11 protein-coding genes and 1 pseudogene are annotated in these 16,549 nt (G+C 67.8%); 7 read left to right on the plus strand and 5 right to left on the minus strand.

What is annotated here, in order from left to right; all coding sequences use genetic code 11:
* The first annotated feature begins 8 nt into the window (after positions 1-8).
* The gene (gene recD2, locus ABFX45_RS11490; RefSeq protein ID WP_346129529.1) at positions 9-2,189 is read left to right on the plus strand and encodes an SF1B family DNA helicase RecD2; all 2,181 of its coding nucleotides are present in this window, start codon (positions 9-11) and stop codon (positions 2,187-2,189) included.
* On the opposite strand, the gene ABFX45_RS11495 is transcribed toward recD2, so the two are convergent.
* On the minus strand, positions 2,158-2,928 hold the full coding sequence (locus ABFX45_RS11495; RefSeq protein WP_346129531.1) for an alpha/beta fold hydrolase: 771 nt from the start codon (positions 2,926-2,928) through the stop codon (positions 2,158-2,160). The two genes, recD2 and ABFX45_RS11495, sit on opposite strands and share 32 nt — an antisense overlap.
* Before the next feature lie 362 nt (positions 2,929-3,290).
* Here ABFX45_RS11495 and ABFX45_RS11500 point away from each other — a divergent pair, with 362 nt between their 5' ends.
* The 4 genes from ABFX45_RS11500 (at position 3,291) to ABFX45_RS11515 (ending at position 7,953) form a co-directional block, all read left to right on the plus strand.
* Positions 3,291-4,571 (plus strand): M14 family zinc carboxypeptidase, encoded by a 1,281-nt coding sequence (locus tag ABFX45_RS11500; RefSeq protein ID WP_346129533.1) that lies wholly within the window; start codon positions 3,291-3,293, stop codon positions 4,569-4,571.
* Positions 4,572-4,575: 4 nt separating this feature from the next.
* Positions 4,576-5,523, plus strand: coding sequence for a serine hydrolase domain-containing protein (locus tag ABFX45_RS11505; RefSeq protein WP_346129535.1), 948 nt, complete (start codon positions 4,576-4,578; stop codon positions 5,521-5,523).
* A 77-nt stretch (positions 5,524-5,600) separates the two neighbouring features.
* Positions 5,601-6,689: a serine hydrolase domain-containing protein gene (locus ABFX45_RS11510; RefSeq protein WP_346129537.1), complete on the plus strand. Its 1,089-nt coding sequence runs from the start codon at positions 5,601-5,603 to the stop codon at positions 6,687-6,689.
* A gap of 193 nt (positions 6,690-6,882) precedes the next feature.
* Entirely contained in the window at positions 6,883-7,953 is a 1,071-nt protein-coding gene (locus ABFX45_RS11515) for a serine hydrolase domain-containing protein (RefSeq protein WP_346129539.1), read from the plus strand.
* Between the two features lie 51 nt (positions 7,954-8,004).
* Here the strand turns inward: ABFX45_RS11515 and ABFX45_RS11520 are convergent, their stop codons facing one another.
* Together ABFX45_RS11520 and ABFX45_RS11525 are read right to left on the minus strand one after the other, a co-directional pair.
* Complete coding sequence (locus ABFX45_RS11520; protein WP_346129541.1) at positions 8,005-9,621, minus strand: glycosyl hydrolase family 18 protein; 1,617 nt, start codon at positions 9,619-9,621, stop codon at positions 8,005-8,007.
* 317 nt (positions 9,622-9,938) lie between these two features.
* A complete protein-coding gene (locus tag ABFX45_RS11525) occupies positions 9,939-12,344 on the minus strand; it encodes an ATP-binding protein (protein ID WP_346129543.1) in 2,406 nt (801 codons plus the stop codon).
* A gap of 204 nt (positions 12,345-12,548) precedes the next feature.
* Here ABFX45_RS11525 and ABFX45_RS11530 point away from each other — a divergent pair, with 204 nt between their 5' ends.
* Positions 12,549-13,262, plus strand: coding sequence for a response regulator (locus tag ABFX45_RS11530; RefSeq protein WP_346129545.1), 714 nt, complete (start codon positions 12,549-12,551; stop codon positions 13,260-13,262).
* Between the two features lie 138 nt (positions 13,263-13,400).
* On the plus strand, positions 13,401-14,261 hold the full coding sequence (locus ABFX45_RS11535; RefSeq protein WP_346129547.1) for a DNA-3-methyladenine glycosylase family protein: 861 nt from the start codon (positions 13,401-13,403) through the stop codon (positions 14,259-14,261).
* A 4-nt stretch (positions 14,262-14,265) separates the two neighbouring features.
* Here the strand turns inward: ABFX45_RS11535 and ABFX45_RS11540 are convergent.
* Positions 14,266-15,118, minus strand: a pseudogene (locus ABFX45_RS11540) (serine/threonine-protein kinase); the annotation flags it as partial.
* A 16-nt stretch (positions 15,119-15,134) separates the two neighbouring features.
* Positions 15,135-16,517 carry an HsdM family class I SAM-dependent methyltransferase gene (locus ABFX45_RS11545; protein ID WP_346129549.1) on the minus strand — a complete coding sequence of 461 codons (1,383 nt, stop codon included), beginning with the start codon at positions 16,515-16,517 and terminating at the stop codon, positions 15,135-15,137.
* Positions 16,518-16,549: the final 32 nt, after the last annotated feature.

A 16,549-nucleotide genomic window follows, 5' to 3' on the forward strand; every position in this document is an offset into this window, starting at 1 on the left:
TCCAGGGCATGAACGTCCTCGAAGCGGTCCTGGAGAGGATCACCTACGCCAACGAGGACAACGGCTACACGGTCGCCAAGGTCGACACCGGCCGCGGCGACCTCGTCACGGTCGTCGGCGCGCTGCTCGGTGCCCAGCCCGGCGAGTCCATCCGCATGCGCGGCCGCTGGGGCTCCCACCCGCAGTACGGCAAGCAGTTCCACGTCGACGACTACACGACGGTCCTGCCCGCGACGATCCAGGGCATCCGCCGCTACCTGGGCTCCGGCCTGATCAAGGGCATCGGTCCCGTGCTCGCGGACAAGATCGTCACCCACTTCGGCGTCAACGCGCTGGACGTCATCGAGAACGAGCCGGAGCGGCTCATCGAGGTCCCCAAGCTGGGTCCAAAGCGGACCAAGCTGATCGCGGAGGCGTGGGAGGAGCAGAAGGCCATCAAGGAGGTCATGGTCTTCCTCCAGGGCGTCGGCGTCTCCACGAGCCTCGCCGTCCGCATCTACAAGCAGTACACGGACAAGGCGATCGAGGTCGTCAAGGAGGAGCCCTACCGCCTGGCGAACGACGTCTGGGGCATCGGCTTCAAGACGGCCGACGTCATCGCGAAGGCCGTCGGCATCCCGCACGACAGTCCACAACGCGTGAAGGCCGGTCTGCAGTACACGCTCTCCGAGGCCACCACCGACGGCAACTGCTATCTGCCGGAACAGTCCCTCATCGCGGACGCCATCAAGATCCTCCAGGTCGACGCGGGCCTGGTCATCGACTGCCTCGCGGAGCTCGTCGAGGAAGAAGGCGTTGTCCGCGAAGAGCTCCCGGACGACGAGATCGCCATCTACCTGATCCCGTTCCACCGCGCGGAGATCTCGTTGGCGTCACAGCTCAAACGCCTGTTGCACGCCGACAACGACCGCATGCCGAGCTTCGCCGGCGTCGACTGGGACAAGGCCTTCGCCTGGCTCGGCACCGAGCTCGAACAGCACCAGGCGGCGGCGGTCAAGCTCGCGCTGACCGAGAAGGTCGCGGTGCTCACCGGCGGACCCGGCTGTGGCAAGAGCTTCACCGTCCGTTCGATCGTGCGCCTGGCCCAGGCGAAGCGCGCCAAGATCGTCCTGGCCGCGCCGACCGGGCGTGCCGCCAAGCGCCTCACCGAACTGACCGGCCACGAGGCCCGCACCGTCCACCGCCTGCTGGAGCTCAGACCGGGCGGCGACGCGGCGTACGACCGCGACCACCCGCTCGACGCCGACCTGGTCGTCGTGGACGAGGCTTCGATGCTGGACCTGTTGCTGGCCAACAAGCTCGTGAAGGCGGTCCCGCCCGGCGCGCACCTCCTGCTCGTGGGCGACGTCGACCAGTTGCCCTCGGTCGGCGCGGGCGAAGTGCTCAGAGACGTGCTGGCGCAGGGAAGCCCGGTCCCGAACGTCCGCCTCACGCACATCTTCCGCCAGGCGCAGGAGTCCGGCGTCGTCACGAACGCCCACCGCATCAACAGCGGTGACTATCCAGTCGTGCAAGGACTTCCGGACTTCTTCCTCTTCAGCACCGACGACGCGGAAGAGGCGGCGGCGACGACGGTCGACGTCGTGGCGAACCGCATCCCGCGCAAGTTCCGGCTCGACCCGCGCAAGGACATCCAGGTCCTCGCCCCGATGCACCGCGGACCGGCCGGCGCGGGCGCGTTGAACACCGTGCTGCAGGAAGCCCTCACGCCGTCACGCGACAACCTGCCCGAGAAACGCTTCGGCGGCAGGGTGTTCAAGGTCGGCGACAAGGTCACCCAGATCCGCAACAACTACGACAAGGGCAAGAACGGCGTCTTCAACGGCACGCTGGGCGTTGTCATCGCACTGGACCCGGTCGAGCAGAAGCTGACCATCCGCACCGATGAGGACGAGGACGTCGATTACGACTTCTCCGAACTGGACGAGCTCAGCCACGCGTACGCCATGACCATCCACCGTTCGCAGGGCAGCGAGTACCCGTGCGTGGTCATCCCGATCACGACCAGCGCGTGGATGATGCTGCAGCGCAACCTGCTCTACACCGCCGTCACGCGCGCCAAGAAGCTCGTCGTGCTGGTGGGAAGCAAGCGAGCCATCGGCCAGGCCGTCAGAACTGTCGGGGCGGGCCGCCGCCACACGGCGTTGGCCCACCGCCTCAGGACTGCACCGACGTCAGATAGTCCGTGATCAGCCGCGCCCACGGCATCGCGGACTCCAGCGCGATCGCGTGCCCACACGCGATGTCGGTGTACTTCGAACCCGGAATCAGGTCCGAGACCTCCTTGCCGAGGTCGTGCGACAACAGCTGGTCACCGGACGCGCCGATCACCAGCGTCGGCTGCGTGACCCGCGGCAGCACGTCGGACAGGTCGATCTTCAGGATCAGGTCGACGTGCGCGGGCGACCCGGTCGGCACGCTCGCCCCGATCAGCTCGGCGAAGCCCTCCGCCTGCGCCGGGGTGAGCCGGGCCAGGTACTCCTTGCTGCACATCACCGAAAGGATGAACCGCGACAGCACCTCACGAGACCCGTCCAGCAACGACTTCCACCGGTCGATCTTCGCCCTGGTCGCGGCGTCGATCTTCCGGAACGGCGTGCTCGGCACCAGCCCGCGCACCCGGTCGGGGTGCCGCACCGCCGCCGTGACGGCGACCGCGCAGCCCATCGAGCAGCCGCAGACGAAGAACGACTCGTGCCCGGCCCCGACCGCGAGGTCCACGAGGTCGTCGGCGAGTTTCTCCAGGTCGAGCGGGCCGCCGGCCTTCGGCGAGCCGCCGGAGCCTGGCAGGTCCGGCGCGATGACGGTGAAGTACTGCGTGAGGGTCCCGAGGATCGGGCCGTAGTTGGCCTGGACGCTGCCGCCCGCGCCGTGCACGAGCAGCAGGGCAGGGCCGGTGCCCTTGACGACGGTGGACAGGCCGGTCATGGGACCCCAGAGTTTCGTCAGTCCATGCTGCGGACGATGGTCGGCTCCAACCCCTCGTCGTCGTCAGTGAGGGAACCGCGCCAGGGGAACAGGAGGGAGATCTCGGCGACGTTGTCGTTGTAGAGATGATCCATGGCTTGCACTCCCGTTGTCTTCCCAGGACTTGTCTGCGGACCTCGCTGTTCGTCGAGTCGGTTTCGGCCTGACAGCACAATAACCGCTGCGATGCTGGTGGAAATCCTATTGATTTTCGTCACATCACGCCAAGTGGCTGGTTTCCCCGTCCCAAGAACCGGACGGTAATCATCCGGTCGGTCGAACGGACTGGCGCGACTCCTCCGGGCAGCCGATCATCGTTGATCATGCGCACCGCTCTGGCCCTGCTCGCCTGTCTCGGCCTTCTCCTGAGCCCGTCACCAGCCCCCGCTGAAGGCCCGCCGGCGACGTTCGTGCTGCGTGTGCCCGCTCCGCTCGGTTCGGAAGCCCAACGGTTGCTCGGTCTCGGCTACGACGTGCTGGAGCAACGCGACGGCGCGGATCTGTTTGTGGTCGGTGGCGCGCACACCGCCGATAAACTCCGTTCGGATGGTTTCCGGCCTGCTGTTGAGACGGTGATGCCTCCGTCTCAATGGGCTCCGCGCTCTCTCGGTGATTCGACCTACTACGGCGGCTACCGGACGGTTACCGCGCATATCGCCCATCTCGACGAGGTGGCGAAAGCCCATCCGAATCTCGCCACTGTCGTCGACTACGGCGACTCCTGGCGCAAGACACAGGGCGCCGGTGGATATGACCTGAAAGCCATCTGCATCACGCAGAAACGCCCAGGTGACTGCGCATTGACGCCCACCGCACCTAAACCGCGTCTGTTCGTGATGGGACAACTCCACGCGCGCGAGATCACCACGGGCGACATGGCGTGGCGCTTCGTCGACGACCTGGTCAGCGGTTCGGACCTCACCGCGCTGCTCGGTTCCGTCGAGGTCTGGGTCGTGCCGATCGCGAACCCGGACGGCGTCGAGATCGTCGAGTCCGGTGGCGACTCACCCGTCCTGCAGCGCAAGAACGCCAACGGCACCTGCAGCAACGGCCAGCGCGGCGTCGACCTCAACCGCAACGCGGGCTCGCACTGGGGCGAGGTCGGCACGTCCACGAACAGGTGCAGCGAGGTCTACCGCGGCCCGCGAGCCGACTCCGAGGTGGAGACCCAGGCGCTGCAGTCGTTGTGGCGCAAGCTCTACCGCGACACCCGTGCGCCCGGCGACACGGCAGCGGCCTCGGCCGACACCACCGGCGCTGTCGTCTCCATGCACAGCTACGGGAACTACGTGCTCTTCCCGTGGGGCTGGAGCACGCAGAAGACCGGCAACGACGCTGCTCTGCGCAGGATGGCGCAGGACATGGCAGCGGTGTCCGGGTTCCGGGCAGGGCAGCCCGGCGAGCTGCTCTACAACGCGTCCGGCGCCACCGACGACTGGGTGTACGAGGACCTGGGCGTGCCCAGCTTCGTGTGGGAGATCGGTGCCGGCTCCGGCACGTGCGGCGGCTTCTTCCCGGCCTACTCGTGCCAGCAGGAAGTGCATTGGCCGAAAGTGCGGTCCATGCTCGTTTCGGCCATGAAAGCAACGAAGAAGCCCTATTGACGCATTGCGAAGACATGGGGACTCGCTTACTGGCAACTCTCGCCGCTTTCACGCCCGGTCCGGCACCGCCGAGCCGGGCGGCAGGCCGGTTCCGCTGAACGGCCGGTTCCGCGCGGGCAGCATCGCCAAGACCTTCACCGCGACCGTCGTCCCGCAGCTCGCCGGTGAGGGCGCGGTGTCGCTCGACGCTCCCGTCGACCGCTACCTGCCGGGTCTGGTCGACCAGCGGGTCACCGTCCGCCAGCTGCTCCAGCACACCAGCGGCCTCTACGACCACAACGACGCGCTCCCGTTCGACCCGGCCGGCTTCGAGCAGATCCGCTACAAGCACTGGGAACCGGCAGAACTCGTCGCTCTCTCGACCAGCAGGCCGCTGGAATTCGAACCCGGCACGAAACGGGAGTACTCCAACACCAACTACGTCGTCGCAGGCCTGCTGGTCGAGAAGATCACCGGCAGGCCGCTCGAGCGGGTCGTCGAGCACCGCATCCTGAAGCCGTTGCGCCTCAACGACACTTTGCTGCCCATCGACGACGACCGGATCCACGGCCCGCACGCCCACGGCTACTGGGCGATCGACGGCAAGCCCGTGGACATCACCCGGTTCAACCCGTCCGTCTTCTGGGCGGAGGGCAACCTCGTGTCCACCACGAAGGACCTCGACACCTTCTTCGCCGCGCTCGCCGGCGGCAGGCTGCTGAAGCCCGCCCGGCAGCGGGAGCTCACCAGGACCACGGCCATCAGCCCCGGCTACGGCCTCGGGGTGACCGTCCAGGTCCTCCCGTGCGGCACGACGGTCTGGGGGCACGACGGTTTCGTGCCCGGCTTCGGCTCACTGGCGCTGACCACGCCGGACACGAGGAAACGTGCCGTGCTGAACGTCAACACCTCGGCGGGCGAGGGCGATCCCTCCGCCGGTGTGGAGAAGATCCTCGGCGAGGTCTTCTGTTAGGAGCAGGGGACATCCCTGAGACGGCTTCAGACCTGGGGCCGATGCGCTCTCAGCCCGGCGGCGGCAGGGTGGCTGCCATGGGGATTCGATTGGTAGCCACAGTCACCACAGCAAGTCTGCTGGCCCTGACCACCGCGGGTGTCGCGTCCGCCGACACGAGCGCCGACCGCAAGGTCATCCAGCAGGCCATGGACCAGCTCACGACGAGCGGGGGAGCTCTCGGCCTGCAGGCGCGCGTGACGGACGGGCGGCAGCGCTTCACCGCCCGTTCCGGCAAGGCCGAGCTCGACAGCGACCGGCCCGTGCCGCTCGACGGCAGGTTCCGCGTCGGCAGCATCACCAAGACGTTCGTGTCGACGGTCGTGCTGCAGCTCGCGGGCGAGGGCAAGGTCGACCTGGACGCCCCCGTCGAGAACTACCTGCCCGGCCTGATCGACAAGCAGATCACCGTGCGGCAGATCCTGCAGCACACCAGCGGTCTCTACAACTACACCAACGACCTGCCGCGCGACCCGGCCGAGTTCGAGAAGATCCGGTTCAAGCACTGGGAGCCGAAGGAGCTGGTCGCCATGGCCACCAGCAAGCCGCTCGACTTCCCGCCCGGCATGAAGTGGAACTACTCCAACACCAACTACATCGTCGCGGGCCTGCTGGTCGAGAAGCTGACCGGCAAGCCGTACGAGAAGGCCGTGGAGCAGCGGATCCTGAAGCCGTTGCGCCTCAACGACACCGAGGTGCCCGGCGACAACCCGAACATCAAGGGCCCGCACGCGCACGGCTACTGGGCGGTGAACGGCAAGCCGTCCGACATCACCCGCATCAACCCGTCCGTCGCGTGGGCCGCCGGTGAGATGACCTCCACGACCCGCGATCTCGACACCTTCATCGTGGCGTTGTCGACCGGCAAGCTGCTCAAGCCCGCGCAGCAGAAGGAAATCAGCAAGACGACGGACGTCAGCCCGAACTACGGCCTCGGCCTGGGCGTGCAGACCCTGCCGTGCGGCACGAAGGTCTGGGGTCACGGCGGCGGCATCCCCGGTTACTCGACGGAGCTGCTGAGCACGCCGGACACCAAGAAGCGCCTGGAGCTCTCCGCCACCAGCTCGCCGACGCCCGGTGACCCGAGCGAGCCCTACACCAAGATCCTGAACGAGGTCTTCTGCTGAGCATGAAGCTGGTGGCCGCACTCACCGCGGCCACCCTGCTCGCCACGGCCGGTGTCGCTTCCGCGGCACCGGCCGGGGCACGTTCCGCTCGGGCTTCGTCTCGCTGCTGGAGAAGGTGTTCTGTCAGGACCAGGGGTCCCTCAAGGACGATCTACGAAGCGGCCGCACGTCTTGAGCGGCCATCGTGTCGGGCATGGGGATCACAGCCATTCTGACTGCGGCGAGCCTGTTCGCCGCCTCGGCAGCACCGGCTCCGGCCGTCGACCGCCAGGTCGTCGAGCAGGCGCTGGACCAGCTCACCTCGGACGGGGGAGTGCTCGGCGTCCAGGTGCGCATCACGGACGGACGGCAGCAGTTCACCGCCCGTTCGGGTGCCGCCGAACTCGACACGACCAAACCGGTACCGCACAACGGAAAGTTCCGCATCGGCAGCGTGACGAAACCGTTCGTCTCGACGGTCGTGCTGCAGCTCGTCGGCGAGGGCAAGGCCGAGCTGGACGCGCCCATTGCCCGCTACCTGCCAGACCTGTTGCCGCACAAGGAGATCACCGTGCGGCAGGTCCTGCAGCACACCGGCGGCCTCTTCAGCTACACGCGAGCGCTGCCGCTGAGTCCCGACGGGTTCGAGCCGATCCGCGACAAGCACTGGGAGGCGAGCGAGCTCGTCGCGATCGCCGCGGAACGGCCGCTCAACTTCCCGCCTGGCACGAAGTGGGAGTACTCCAACACCAACTACATCGTCGCGGGAATGCTGATCGAGAAGCTGACCGGCAGGACGTACCCGGAGGCGATCGAGCAGCGGATCCTCAAGCCGTTGCGGCTCAACGACACCTATCTGCCCGGTGACGAGCAGGACATCAGGGGCCCGCACGCCCACGCCTACTGGACCGCGAACGGCAAGCCGTCCGACATCACCCACATCAACCCGTCGGTGACGGGCGCGTCCGGTGAGATGGTGTCGACGACTCGCGACCTCGACACGTTCATCGTCGCGTTGACGAGCGGCAAGCTGCTCAAGCCCGCCCAGCAGGCCGAACTCACCAGGACCACGGAGGTCAGCCGGGGTTACGGCCTTGGCCTCAAGGTCATGACCGTGTGCGGCACGAAGGTCTGGGGCCACGGAGGCGGAATCCCCGGCTTCTCGACGGAGCTGTTCACCACGTCGGACAACCGGCGCCGTCTGGTCATGTCGGCGACGATCGCGCCGGTCAGCGGCACCCCGCGTCCCGCGCTCGACAAGCTGCTCAACGCGACCTTCTGCTGAAACAAAAGGGGAGCTGGGTTGACCCAGCTCCCCTCCCGGCGTTGTGAAGAACTACCCGAGGGCGTTCCTCATCGCTGTGATCAACTCTCCGTTCGCGGTGTCACCCGTGAGCTCCCAGAAGAACGCGCCGCCGAGGCCCTGGCCACGTGCCCAGGAGATCTTGCTCGCGATCGTCTGCGGGGTGTCGTAGCTCCACCACTGGCCGTTGCAGAACGCGTAGGCCGTGCCGGCGATGGTGCCGGTGGCGGGGCACTTGGTCTTCAGGACCTTGTAGTCCTCGATGCCCTGCTCGTGCGTGCCAGGAGCCGGACCGGTCGCCGTGCCGCCGGGAGCCGCCTGCGTGACGCCCTGCCAGCCGCGGCCGTAGAAGCCGATGCCGAGCAGCAGCTTGGACGCCGGAACGCTCTTCGAACGCAGCTTGGAGATCGCGGCCTCGGCGTTGAAGCCGGCGGTCGGGATGCCGTTGTACGACGTCAACGGCGAGTGCGGAGCCGTCGGGCCCTGAGCCGCCCACGCACCGAAGTAGTCGTACGTCATGACGTTGTACCAGTCGAGGTACTGCGCCGCGCCGCCGTAGTCAGCCGCGTCGATCTTGCCGCCGTTGGAGCCGTCAGCGGTGATCGCCGAGGTGACGAGGTAGTTCGAGCCGAAGCGGGCACGCAGCGCCTGCATCAGGTTCTTGTACGCCGAGAAGCCGCTGGTGTCGCAGGACAGACCACAGGCGTTCGGGTACTCCCAGTCGATGTCGATGCCGTCGAACAGGCTCGCCCAGCGCGGGTCCTCGAGCAGCTTGTAGCAGGACTCGGCGAACGCGGCCGCCGCTGCCGGGCTGCTCGCGGCCTGACCGAAGCCACCGGACCAGGTCCAGCCACCGAACGAGTAGAGAACCTTGATGTGCGGGTACTTCTTCTTCAGCTTCATCAGCTGGTTGAAGTTGCCGCGCACCGGCTGGTCCCACGTGTCGGCAACGCCGTCAACACTTTCCGCCGCCGTCATCGCCTTCTCGATGGCGGGGAAGGCCTCACCGATGGTGCACTGCCCGTTCGACACGTTGCCGAACGCGTAGTTGATGTGCGTCAGCTTGCTGGCGGAACCCGAGGTGTCGATGTTCTTCACCTGGTAGTTGCGCGCCGGGTAGACACCCCACTCCGCGAAGTAACCCAGGTTGATCTTCCCGGGAGGCGGCGGCGGACCAGTCGTGGTCGTCGTCGTGGTGGTAGTAGTGGTAGTCGTCGTGGTGGTGGTCGTCGGGTTCGTCCCGCCGGCCTCACACGAGCCACCGTTCAACTTGCAGTTCGTAGGCGCGCCGAACGTACCCGTGTACGCGCCGTTGAAGCCGAAGCTCACCGACTGTCCGACACCGACGTTGCCGTTCCAGGTGTTCTTGACCGTGACGACCTGACCGGACGTGGTGTACGAACCGTCCCAGAGCGAGGTCACGCGGTGGTTGGCCGGCATCGTGAACTCGACAGTCCACGACGTCAGGGCCGTCGTGCTTTTGTTCGTGATCGTGTACTTGCCCTCGAAGCCCGTTCCCCAGTCCGAACCCTTGGAGAACGTGGCGGAAACGCCACCGGCACCGCTAGCAGCGGGGACGACGACGATACCGAGGACCATCGCGGCGACGGCCGCGAAGAGAGCAGCTAGATGCCATCGGAACTTGGACATCGGTCTCCTCAGTCGCAGGGGGTACCGGAACGATGTGGTTTAGACCACTCACCGGTCAAGGTCTAGACCTCTGCCGTCACTCGAACGGAGTAGTCCGAAAACGGTTCCAGGATGGTGGTTGTCCAGTTTCGGTCTACTTGGTTAACCGTTGGAGTGGTTCCGGGCCCCGACGTCTCTTGCCGTTGAGCTTTGGCGGGCGACTGCACAAAGAGGACGGTCAGCCGAACTTCGTTCCATGCCAAAGTGTTTCTGTGGCGTGAGGTGAGAGTTCGTTGACGGCCTTCCGTACTGTCAACTGTGAGTAAACGTTTACAGCGTCAGCCGATCGCCCGCTCTGCACCCCAGGCCGCGATGTCCTCCCGGCTCTGCAGACCCAGCTTCTCCCGCAACCGCTGCAACCGCGAGGCCACCGTCCGCACCGACACCCCGAGCCGGTTCGCGATCTGTTGGTTCGTCAGCCCGGACGCCAACAGCGCGATCACCCGCCGCTCGTGATCATCCAACGAGTCATGCGCCGCCTCGACCCGATCCAGCCACACCTCGTCCTGGATGAACGCCTCAGTCTCCGCAGCGGTCAACGGCGTAGCAGCAGCCTGCGCGCGCGCAACGGGCAGTATGAGTCGTGCAGTCCGCATGGCCCCGGCGACCTTCTCCGCCCAGAACGGATCCGGCACCACCCCGACCGACCGTCGCAACGCCCGCCCGGTCGCCTCAAGTCGTAGCGCGCGCTCGGCCTGACCGCGCATCAATGCCACGACGGCCAGCCCCTCCAAGGCGTCCGGTGCGGACAACGGGTTGATCCCGTCCATCCGCAACGCCTCCTGGAAGGTGTGCGTGGCCTCGTCCAGATCGCCCTGCACCAACGCCACGACACCGCGCATGTTCAAAGCCGAAGCGATACGCGCAGGCACTCCTGACGCGCGCGAGATCGGCAGTGCCTTCATGACAGCCTTCTCGGCCCGTTCGTGCTTACCGAGAGACAACGCCGTACGTGCCAAGTCCACCAAACACGTCGCGCGGGCGAGAGGCTCGCCCAGCAACTCGGCAACCCTCAGGCACTCGGTGGTGTTCTCGTCGGACGCCTCCCACTCGCCGGACGACTGCTGCACGGCCGCCAACGTGCTGCGGCAACTCATCGCCAGCGCCGGATGCCCGAGCGAGCCCACCAAGCGGGAGGCCTCCCCGGACAACTCGACCGCCTCGGCGTGGTCACCCTGCTCGGCGGCGAACCGGGCGGCGTGGTTCAGGGCGACGCACCGGTAGTCGTCCCGAGTGGACGGACGCCGCAACGCATCCCGCAGCAGCACGCGCGCCTGCCCGAGCCGGCCGCGCCGGGCCGCGCAGTCGGCCAGTGCGGAAGTCAGCAGCAGCAACCGCTCATCCGCACGTTCTGCCGCCCACTCGACCGTCCCCAGCAGGCTGTCCACGTGGTTGTCGAGCTTGTCCTGCACCTCGAACGGCACCGACAGCGGCGCGGTGATCAGCACGTCCGACAGGTCGGTGAACCAGCGGGCCAAGGCCTCGAAGGCGACATCCAGCTCGCCCGCCGCGACCAGCTTCTCCCGCGCGTGCAACCGAACCGTCTCCAGCTGCCGGAACCGGGTCGTGCCGGGCACCGCCGTCAGCAACGACTTGGCCTGCAGCCGGGACAACACGTCCAGCACCGGTTCCGCCGACCGCTCGGAAGAACAGACCTCGGTGGCCGCGGCCAGATCGAAGCCACCGTCGAAGACGGACAGCCGCCGCAACGCGAACTGCTCGTCGGGCTCCAGGAGCTGATAGCTCCAGTCGATCGCCTCGCGCAGCGACCGCTGGCGTGAAGGCGACTTCCGGCACCCCAGCGTCAGCAGTTCGAGCGGCTCGTCCATCCGGTCGCAGATGTCGGCGACGGGCAGCAACTGCACCCACCGGGCCGCCAGCTCGATCGCGAGCGGCATGCCCTCCAGCCGCGCACACAGGAGGGCGACCGCGGCGGTGTTCGAAGGGGTCAACCGGAAGTCGGGCTTGCGCTCGCGGGCCCGGTCGACGAACAGCTTCACCGCTTCCGAGCGCGGTGCCGCCGTCGTGACGAGGTCTCGGTCGGTGGAAGGAACTGGCAAGCCCTCGACCTGGAAGCTCACCTCGCCGGTGATCCACAGCGCCTCGCGGGAGGTCGCCAGCACGCGCACGCCGGGGCAGCGGTTCAGCAACAGGTCGGCGAGTTCGGCGCACGTGTCGAGAAGGTGTTCGCAGTTGTCGAGAACCACGACCACCTTCATGTTCACGAGCGTTTCCAGGACCGTGTCGCGCAACGGCTCGTCGCCCTGTTCGACGCCCAGCGCCACAGCGACCGCCGGCATGACGTCCTGAGGCGAACGAACCTCACCGAGTTCGACGAGGAGAACCCGGTCCGTGCGCCCGCGCCGCAACCGGCCGGCGGCCTCCAGCGCGAGCCGCGTCTTACCCGCACCCGCACTGCCCAGGAGCGTAACGAGACGGTGCCTGCGCATCAGCTGGTCGAGCTTCGAGAGCTCCTGCTGGCGGCCGATGAACGTGTCGCGTGCCGCGGGCAGGTTCGAGAGCACGCGCAGGTTCTGCCTGCTCACCGGCGCCACCACGGGAACCGCGGCGCGGCGGCGGTAGGCCCTTTGGCGGCAGGCGTTGGAGCAGTAGGACCTGCGCTGCTCGGAGGTGGAGGGAGGCAGCGTGCCGGCGCACAGGGCACAACGTCCGGTGCTGGTCATGAAGTCCTCTCCTCCAGCCGTAACGGCAGGCCGTTGCCGTCTCGGGCCGACAAAGACGCAGGTCGAGCATGGTGACCTGCCGGGTGCAACCCGTTACACGTCTGTGTGCGCGAGACGGTTCGCAACGTGCTCGTTATGCCTGCCTTCCCGAGATCCTCGTTCGGGAACAAACTGGCGACTGGTCCGGTCTGACAGGGAGTGCGCATGACGTTGACAACCAGCACCTCGTGGGCGAGCACAGGTCTGCAACTCGTGGACAAGCCGCGCGCGATCACCGTGGGCATCGCCGACGACGAGGTTCTGATCCGCACCGGAGTCCGCGGTGTGCTGGAACGGTCCGGCAACGTCGCGGTGGTCGGCGAGGCCGGCGACGGCGGCGGTGCGGTCGAGCTCGCGCGGCGCCACCGCCCGCAGGTGTTGCTGATGGACGCGGCGATGCCGGGCATGGAAGGGCTCGGGGCGGTGCGCCTGGTGCGCAGGCACGTCCCGGGAACGCAGGTGATCATGCTGTGCACGCCGCAGACAGAGGAGCTGTTGTTCCCGGCGTTGCGGGCGGGCGCGGCGGGTTTCCTGTTCAAGAACGGCGAACCCGACGCTCTGGTGAACGCCGTGCGCGTGGTCGCCGCCGGAGAGGCGATCCTGTCGCCGTCCGCGACGCGTGCTCTGGTCGACCACTTCACGGGCGCCGACTCGGAACGCCGGGACGCCGCGCGCAGCCGCATCAGCCTGCTCACTCGGCGGGAGCAGGAGGTGCTGGTGTACCTGGCGCAGGGCATGGCGAACGCACGCATCGCAAGGCTCATGTACCTCTCAGAAGGGGCGATCAAGGCCCACGTCAGCCGACTGCTGACGAAACTGCGGTGCGACAACCGCGTCCAAGCCGCTCTCATCGCACGCGACGCCGCCCTTCCCTGCTGAACCCGACACTGCAACGGCGCAGGAGTCAGACTAGCCAGGAGAGATCGCGTCGCGAAGCAGGTCACCCGGTTGGCCCCGTCCAATGTGATGTCCTTTTTTCGCCAGCGTCTTGGTTGGAACGGCGTCATGCTTGTGTGCATGCGCTTGGAAAGGTTCACGGAACGCTTGCCGTTCAAGGCACCTCTTTGCCCTGACAACCTTTTCGGTCACCTGATCGCCACCGCCGTTCCCGGTGTCGAGGAGTGGCGGGACGGCGTGTACCGGCGCTCCCTGCGGCTGCCTTTCGGTTGCGGGACAGCGGCTTTGCGGCCCTTGACCGATCACGTCGAGTGCACTGTGGAGCTGTCCGACGCGCGGGATTTGACTACTGCTCTAGACCTTTGCCGCTTCCTGCTCGACCTCGACGTCGATCCGGCCGAGGTGGACGACGCGTTGTCCACCGACCCCTTGTTGGCACAACTGGTGATGAGCGCACCTGGTCGCCGTGTGCCGCGCACGGTCGACGGCGCGGAGTTCGCCATCAGAGCCGTTCTGGGCCAGCAGGTCTCGACCAAAGCCGCGCGCACGCACGCAGCCCGTCTCGTGGCGCGTTACGGCACACCGGTGGGAGACCTGCGCCTGTTCCCGCTGGAGTTCGATCCCGCGGAACTCGCGATGCCCGAGTCCCGCCGCCGCACGATGGCCGCGTTGCTGGAGGCGCTGCAGTCCGGTTTGGACCTGTCGCCGCAAGCCGACAGAGGCGTTGCGCGCGAGTGGCTGGCCACGTTGCCCGGGTTCGGTCCGTGGACTGTGGAATCGATTGCAATGCGCGCGTTGGGGGATCCGGACGCGTTCCTGCCGACCGATCTCGGAATTCGGCTGGCGGCCAACGCGTTGGGCCTGCCGTCGACGCCCGCGGCTCTGGTCAGGCGCTCGGAGGTGTGGCGACCGTGGCGGGCGTACGCGGTGCAGCACCTGTGGGCGACCGGCGATCACGAGGTGAACCGGATCCCGGCCTGAGCTGGACGCTCGCGTACATCGCCGCGGTGGAGGCGTTCTGCACGAAACCCGGCAGCGGCGGCGGGTTCTGCGCGAACCCTTGCAGGTCGGCGAATACGTCTCGCGCGGTCGCGGGCCGGTCGGCGGGCTCCTTGGCGAGCATCCGCTGCACGATCGGGTCGAGCGTGCTGCGCAACCGACGCGGCGGCTCCTTGACGTGCTTGTCGAACACCGCGTAGGCCGTCGGTCCGGTGAAGAGCTGTTCGCCGGTCAGCATCTCGTGCAGCACGCAGCCCAGCGCGTACAGGTCGCTGCGCGGTTCGGCGGTACCGCGCTGGATCTGTTCGGGTGCCATGTAGGACGGTGTGCCGAGGATCTGGCCGGCCCGGCTGAACGGCGCGACGTCGCTCTCCCGCAGCAGCGCGAGCCCGAAGTCCAGCACCTTCACCGCGCCGTCGGGGCACAGCATCAGGTTGGTGGGCTTGAGGTCCCGGTGGCAGATGCCGTGTTCGTGGGCTTCGGTGAGGACCGCGGCGGCCTGCGCGGCGATGGTCGCCGCCCACGCTTCCGGCAGCGGGCCGAACTCCTGAACGAGGTCCGCGACCGTGACGCCGTCGACGAACTGCATGACCTGGAAGAGGCGCTGGTCGTAGGTGCCGAAGTCGTACAGCACGGGGGACTCCGGGGTGCTCCAGCTTCGCGACGATCCTGGCTTCCCGCGCGAATCGTTGCCGTACCTCGTCATCACTGCCGGGGAGCCGCAGGAGCTTGACCGCGACGCGCCGATCCAGGCGCAGGTCCCGTCCCTCGTGCACGGCACCCATGCCTCCCCGCCCCAGCGGCAGGTCGTCGATCTCGTAGCGGTCGGCGATCAGCACGCGCGAAGCCTAACTCTCACGCCGGGCCGACCTGCCCGCCCAGCAGGCCCGCGTACCCGAGCCGGACGAGCCCCGCGGCCTCCTGCAGCCCGTCTTCGAGTGCCTTGAGCTGGGCGAACACCTGCCCGTACCGCCGCTGCCGCGCGATCGGCAGTGACGGCACCTGCGTCCGGCGCACGTCGAGGCGCGTAGATCCGGTGGGGGTGCGGGCGAACGCGGCGCGCAGCACGCCTTCGAGGAAGTCCGGGTCGACCTTGCCGGGGTCGATCTCGTACGTCGCGCCGGTGGGGGAGGTGACGACGTGCGTGCCGGGTGCGTTGCGCACCAGCTCGCCGATCGTCGTCATCGGCGGGGCGGACTGTTCGCGCAGCTCAGGAAGGCTGGGGATGGCGAACGCCGGTTGGGCGGCGAGATAGGCCGTGGCGTCGGTGCGGCTGCGGCGGGCGGGGCTGAGGTCGACGTCGTCGTCCAGCAGGTCGATGACCCGCGTGTTGGGTTCGACCGGACCCGGCTCCTCGAGGAGCGCGATGTGCTCGGGTGCCTTGCCCACCGGTTGCCGCAGGAGCCAGAGATCGCGGCCGGGCTGCACGGTGATCACCGCGCGGATCGCCCCCGCGCGCAACAGGTTCCCGCGGATCCGCTTGCCCGGCCGTCTGGACGCGGCGGCCGACGGCAACAGCACCGCCACCTGGCCGCCGGGCTTGGCGAGCGAGAGGCAGTGCTGCAGCCACGCCAGCTCGGGTTCTCCGCGCGGTGGCAGCCCGTAGGTCCAGCGGGCGTCTCCGATGAGCTCCTCGTGGCCCCACGTGCGGTCGTGCCACGGCGGATCGCAGATCACCGCGTCGGCCTTCCGGTCGATGCCGTTGTGCCGCAAGGAGTCGCCGGTGATGATCTCCGCCTCGGGCATCCGGCGGCGCGCGATGGCCGCAGAGACCGGGTCGAGCTCCTGGCCGGTCTTGTGGCGTGCCTTCGAGGCTTTCAGCAGGCTTCCGGTGCCGCACGCCGGATCGAACACCATGTCGCCGTCGGTCAGGCTGACGACGAGGTCGATGACCTCTGGCGGTGTCGGGTTCAGCAGCCGCGAGTGGGCTTCGAGGTAGCGCTCGTGCAGGAACTCGAAGGTCTCCGCGTCGGCCTCCACGCCGGCCAGCGCCTCGCCGAGCTTGAGGTCGTCAACGGTCCGCAGCTGGGTCCAGAGGCGTTCGGCCGGCGACACCCGGAACGGCTTGCCGTTGCGCCGCAGCCACGCCTCGACGTCGCGCAACAGGTACAACGGACTTGAGGCCGTCCCGCCCACCGGGGCGGGGAAGTCCTCGAACCGCCGCCGCCAGTTCGACACGGCCGCCCGCCCCACGTCGGCGAGGCGCGCGATGTCCCCGGCATTGACCGTCTCATCCATGTTCACAACCGTATTGCTTGTGAAGTGAGTTC

Source organism: Lentzea roselyniae, from assembly GCF_039537795.1.
Lineage (GTDB): Bacteria > Actinomycetota > Actinomycetes > Mycobacteriales > Pseudonocardiaceae > Lentzea > Lentzea atacamensis.

Excerpts from the sequence above, each read along its gene's own strand:
- ABFX45_RS11515 (WP_346129539.1), top strand. The coding sequence starts at position 6,883 with ATGGGGATCACAGCCATTCTGACTGCGGCGAGCCTGTTCGCCGCCTCG.
- ABFX45_RS11520 (WP_346129541.1), bottom strand. The coding sequence starts at position 9,621 with ATGTCCAAGTTCCGATGGCATCTAGCTGCTCTCTTCGCGGCCGTCGCC.
- recD2 (WP_346129529.1), top strand. The coding sequence starts at position 9 with ATGAACGTCCTCGAAGCGGTCCTGGAGAGGATCACCTACGCCAACGAG.
- ABFX45_RS11510 (WP_346129537.1), top strand. The coding sequence starts at position 5,601 with ATGGGGATTCGATTGGTAGCCACAGTCACCACAGCAAGTCTGCTGGCC.
- ABFX45_RS11525 (WP_346129543.1), bottom strand. The coding sequence starts at position 12,344 with ATGACCAGCACCGGACGTTGTGCCCTGTGCGCCGGCACGCTGCCTCCC.
- ABFX45_RS11530 (WP_346129545.1), top strand. The coding sequence starts at position 12,549 with ATGACGTTGACAACCAGCACCTCGTGGGCGAGCACAGGTCTGCAACTC.
- ABFX45_RS11535 (WP_346129547.1), top strand. The coding sequence starts at position 13,401 with ATGCGCTTGGAAAGGTTCACGGAACGCTTGCCGTTCAAGGCACCTCTT.
- ABFX45_RS11500 (WP_346129533.1), top strand. The coding sequence starts at position 3,291 with ATGCGCACCGCTCTGGCCCTGCTCGCCTGTCTCGGCCTTCTCCTGAGC.
- ABFX45_RS11495 (WP_346129531.1), bottom strand. The coding sequence starts at position 2,928 with ATGACCGGCCTGTCCACCGTCGTCAAGGGCACCGGCCCTGCCCTGCTG.
- ABFX45_RS11545 (WP_346129549.1), bottom strand. The coding sequence starts at position 16,517 with ATGGATGAGACGGTCAATGCCGGGGACATCGCGCGCCTCGCCGACGTG.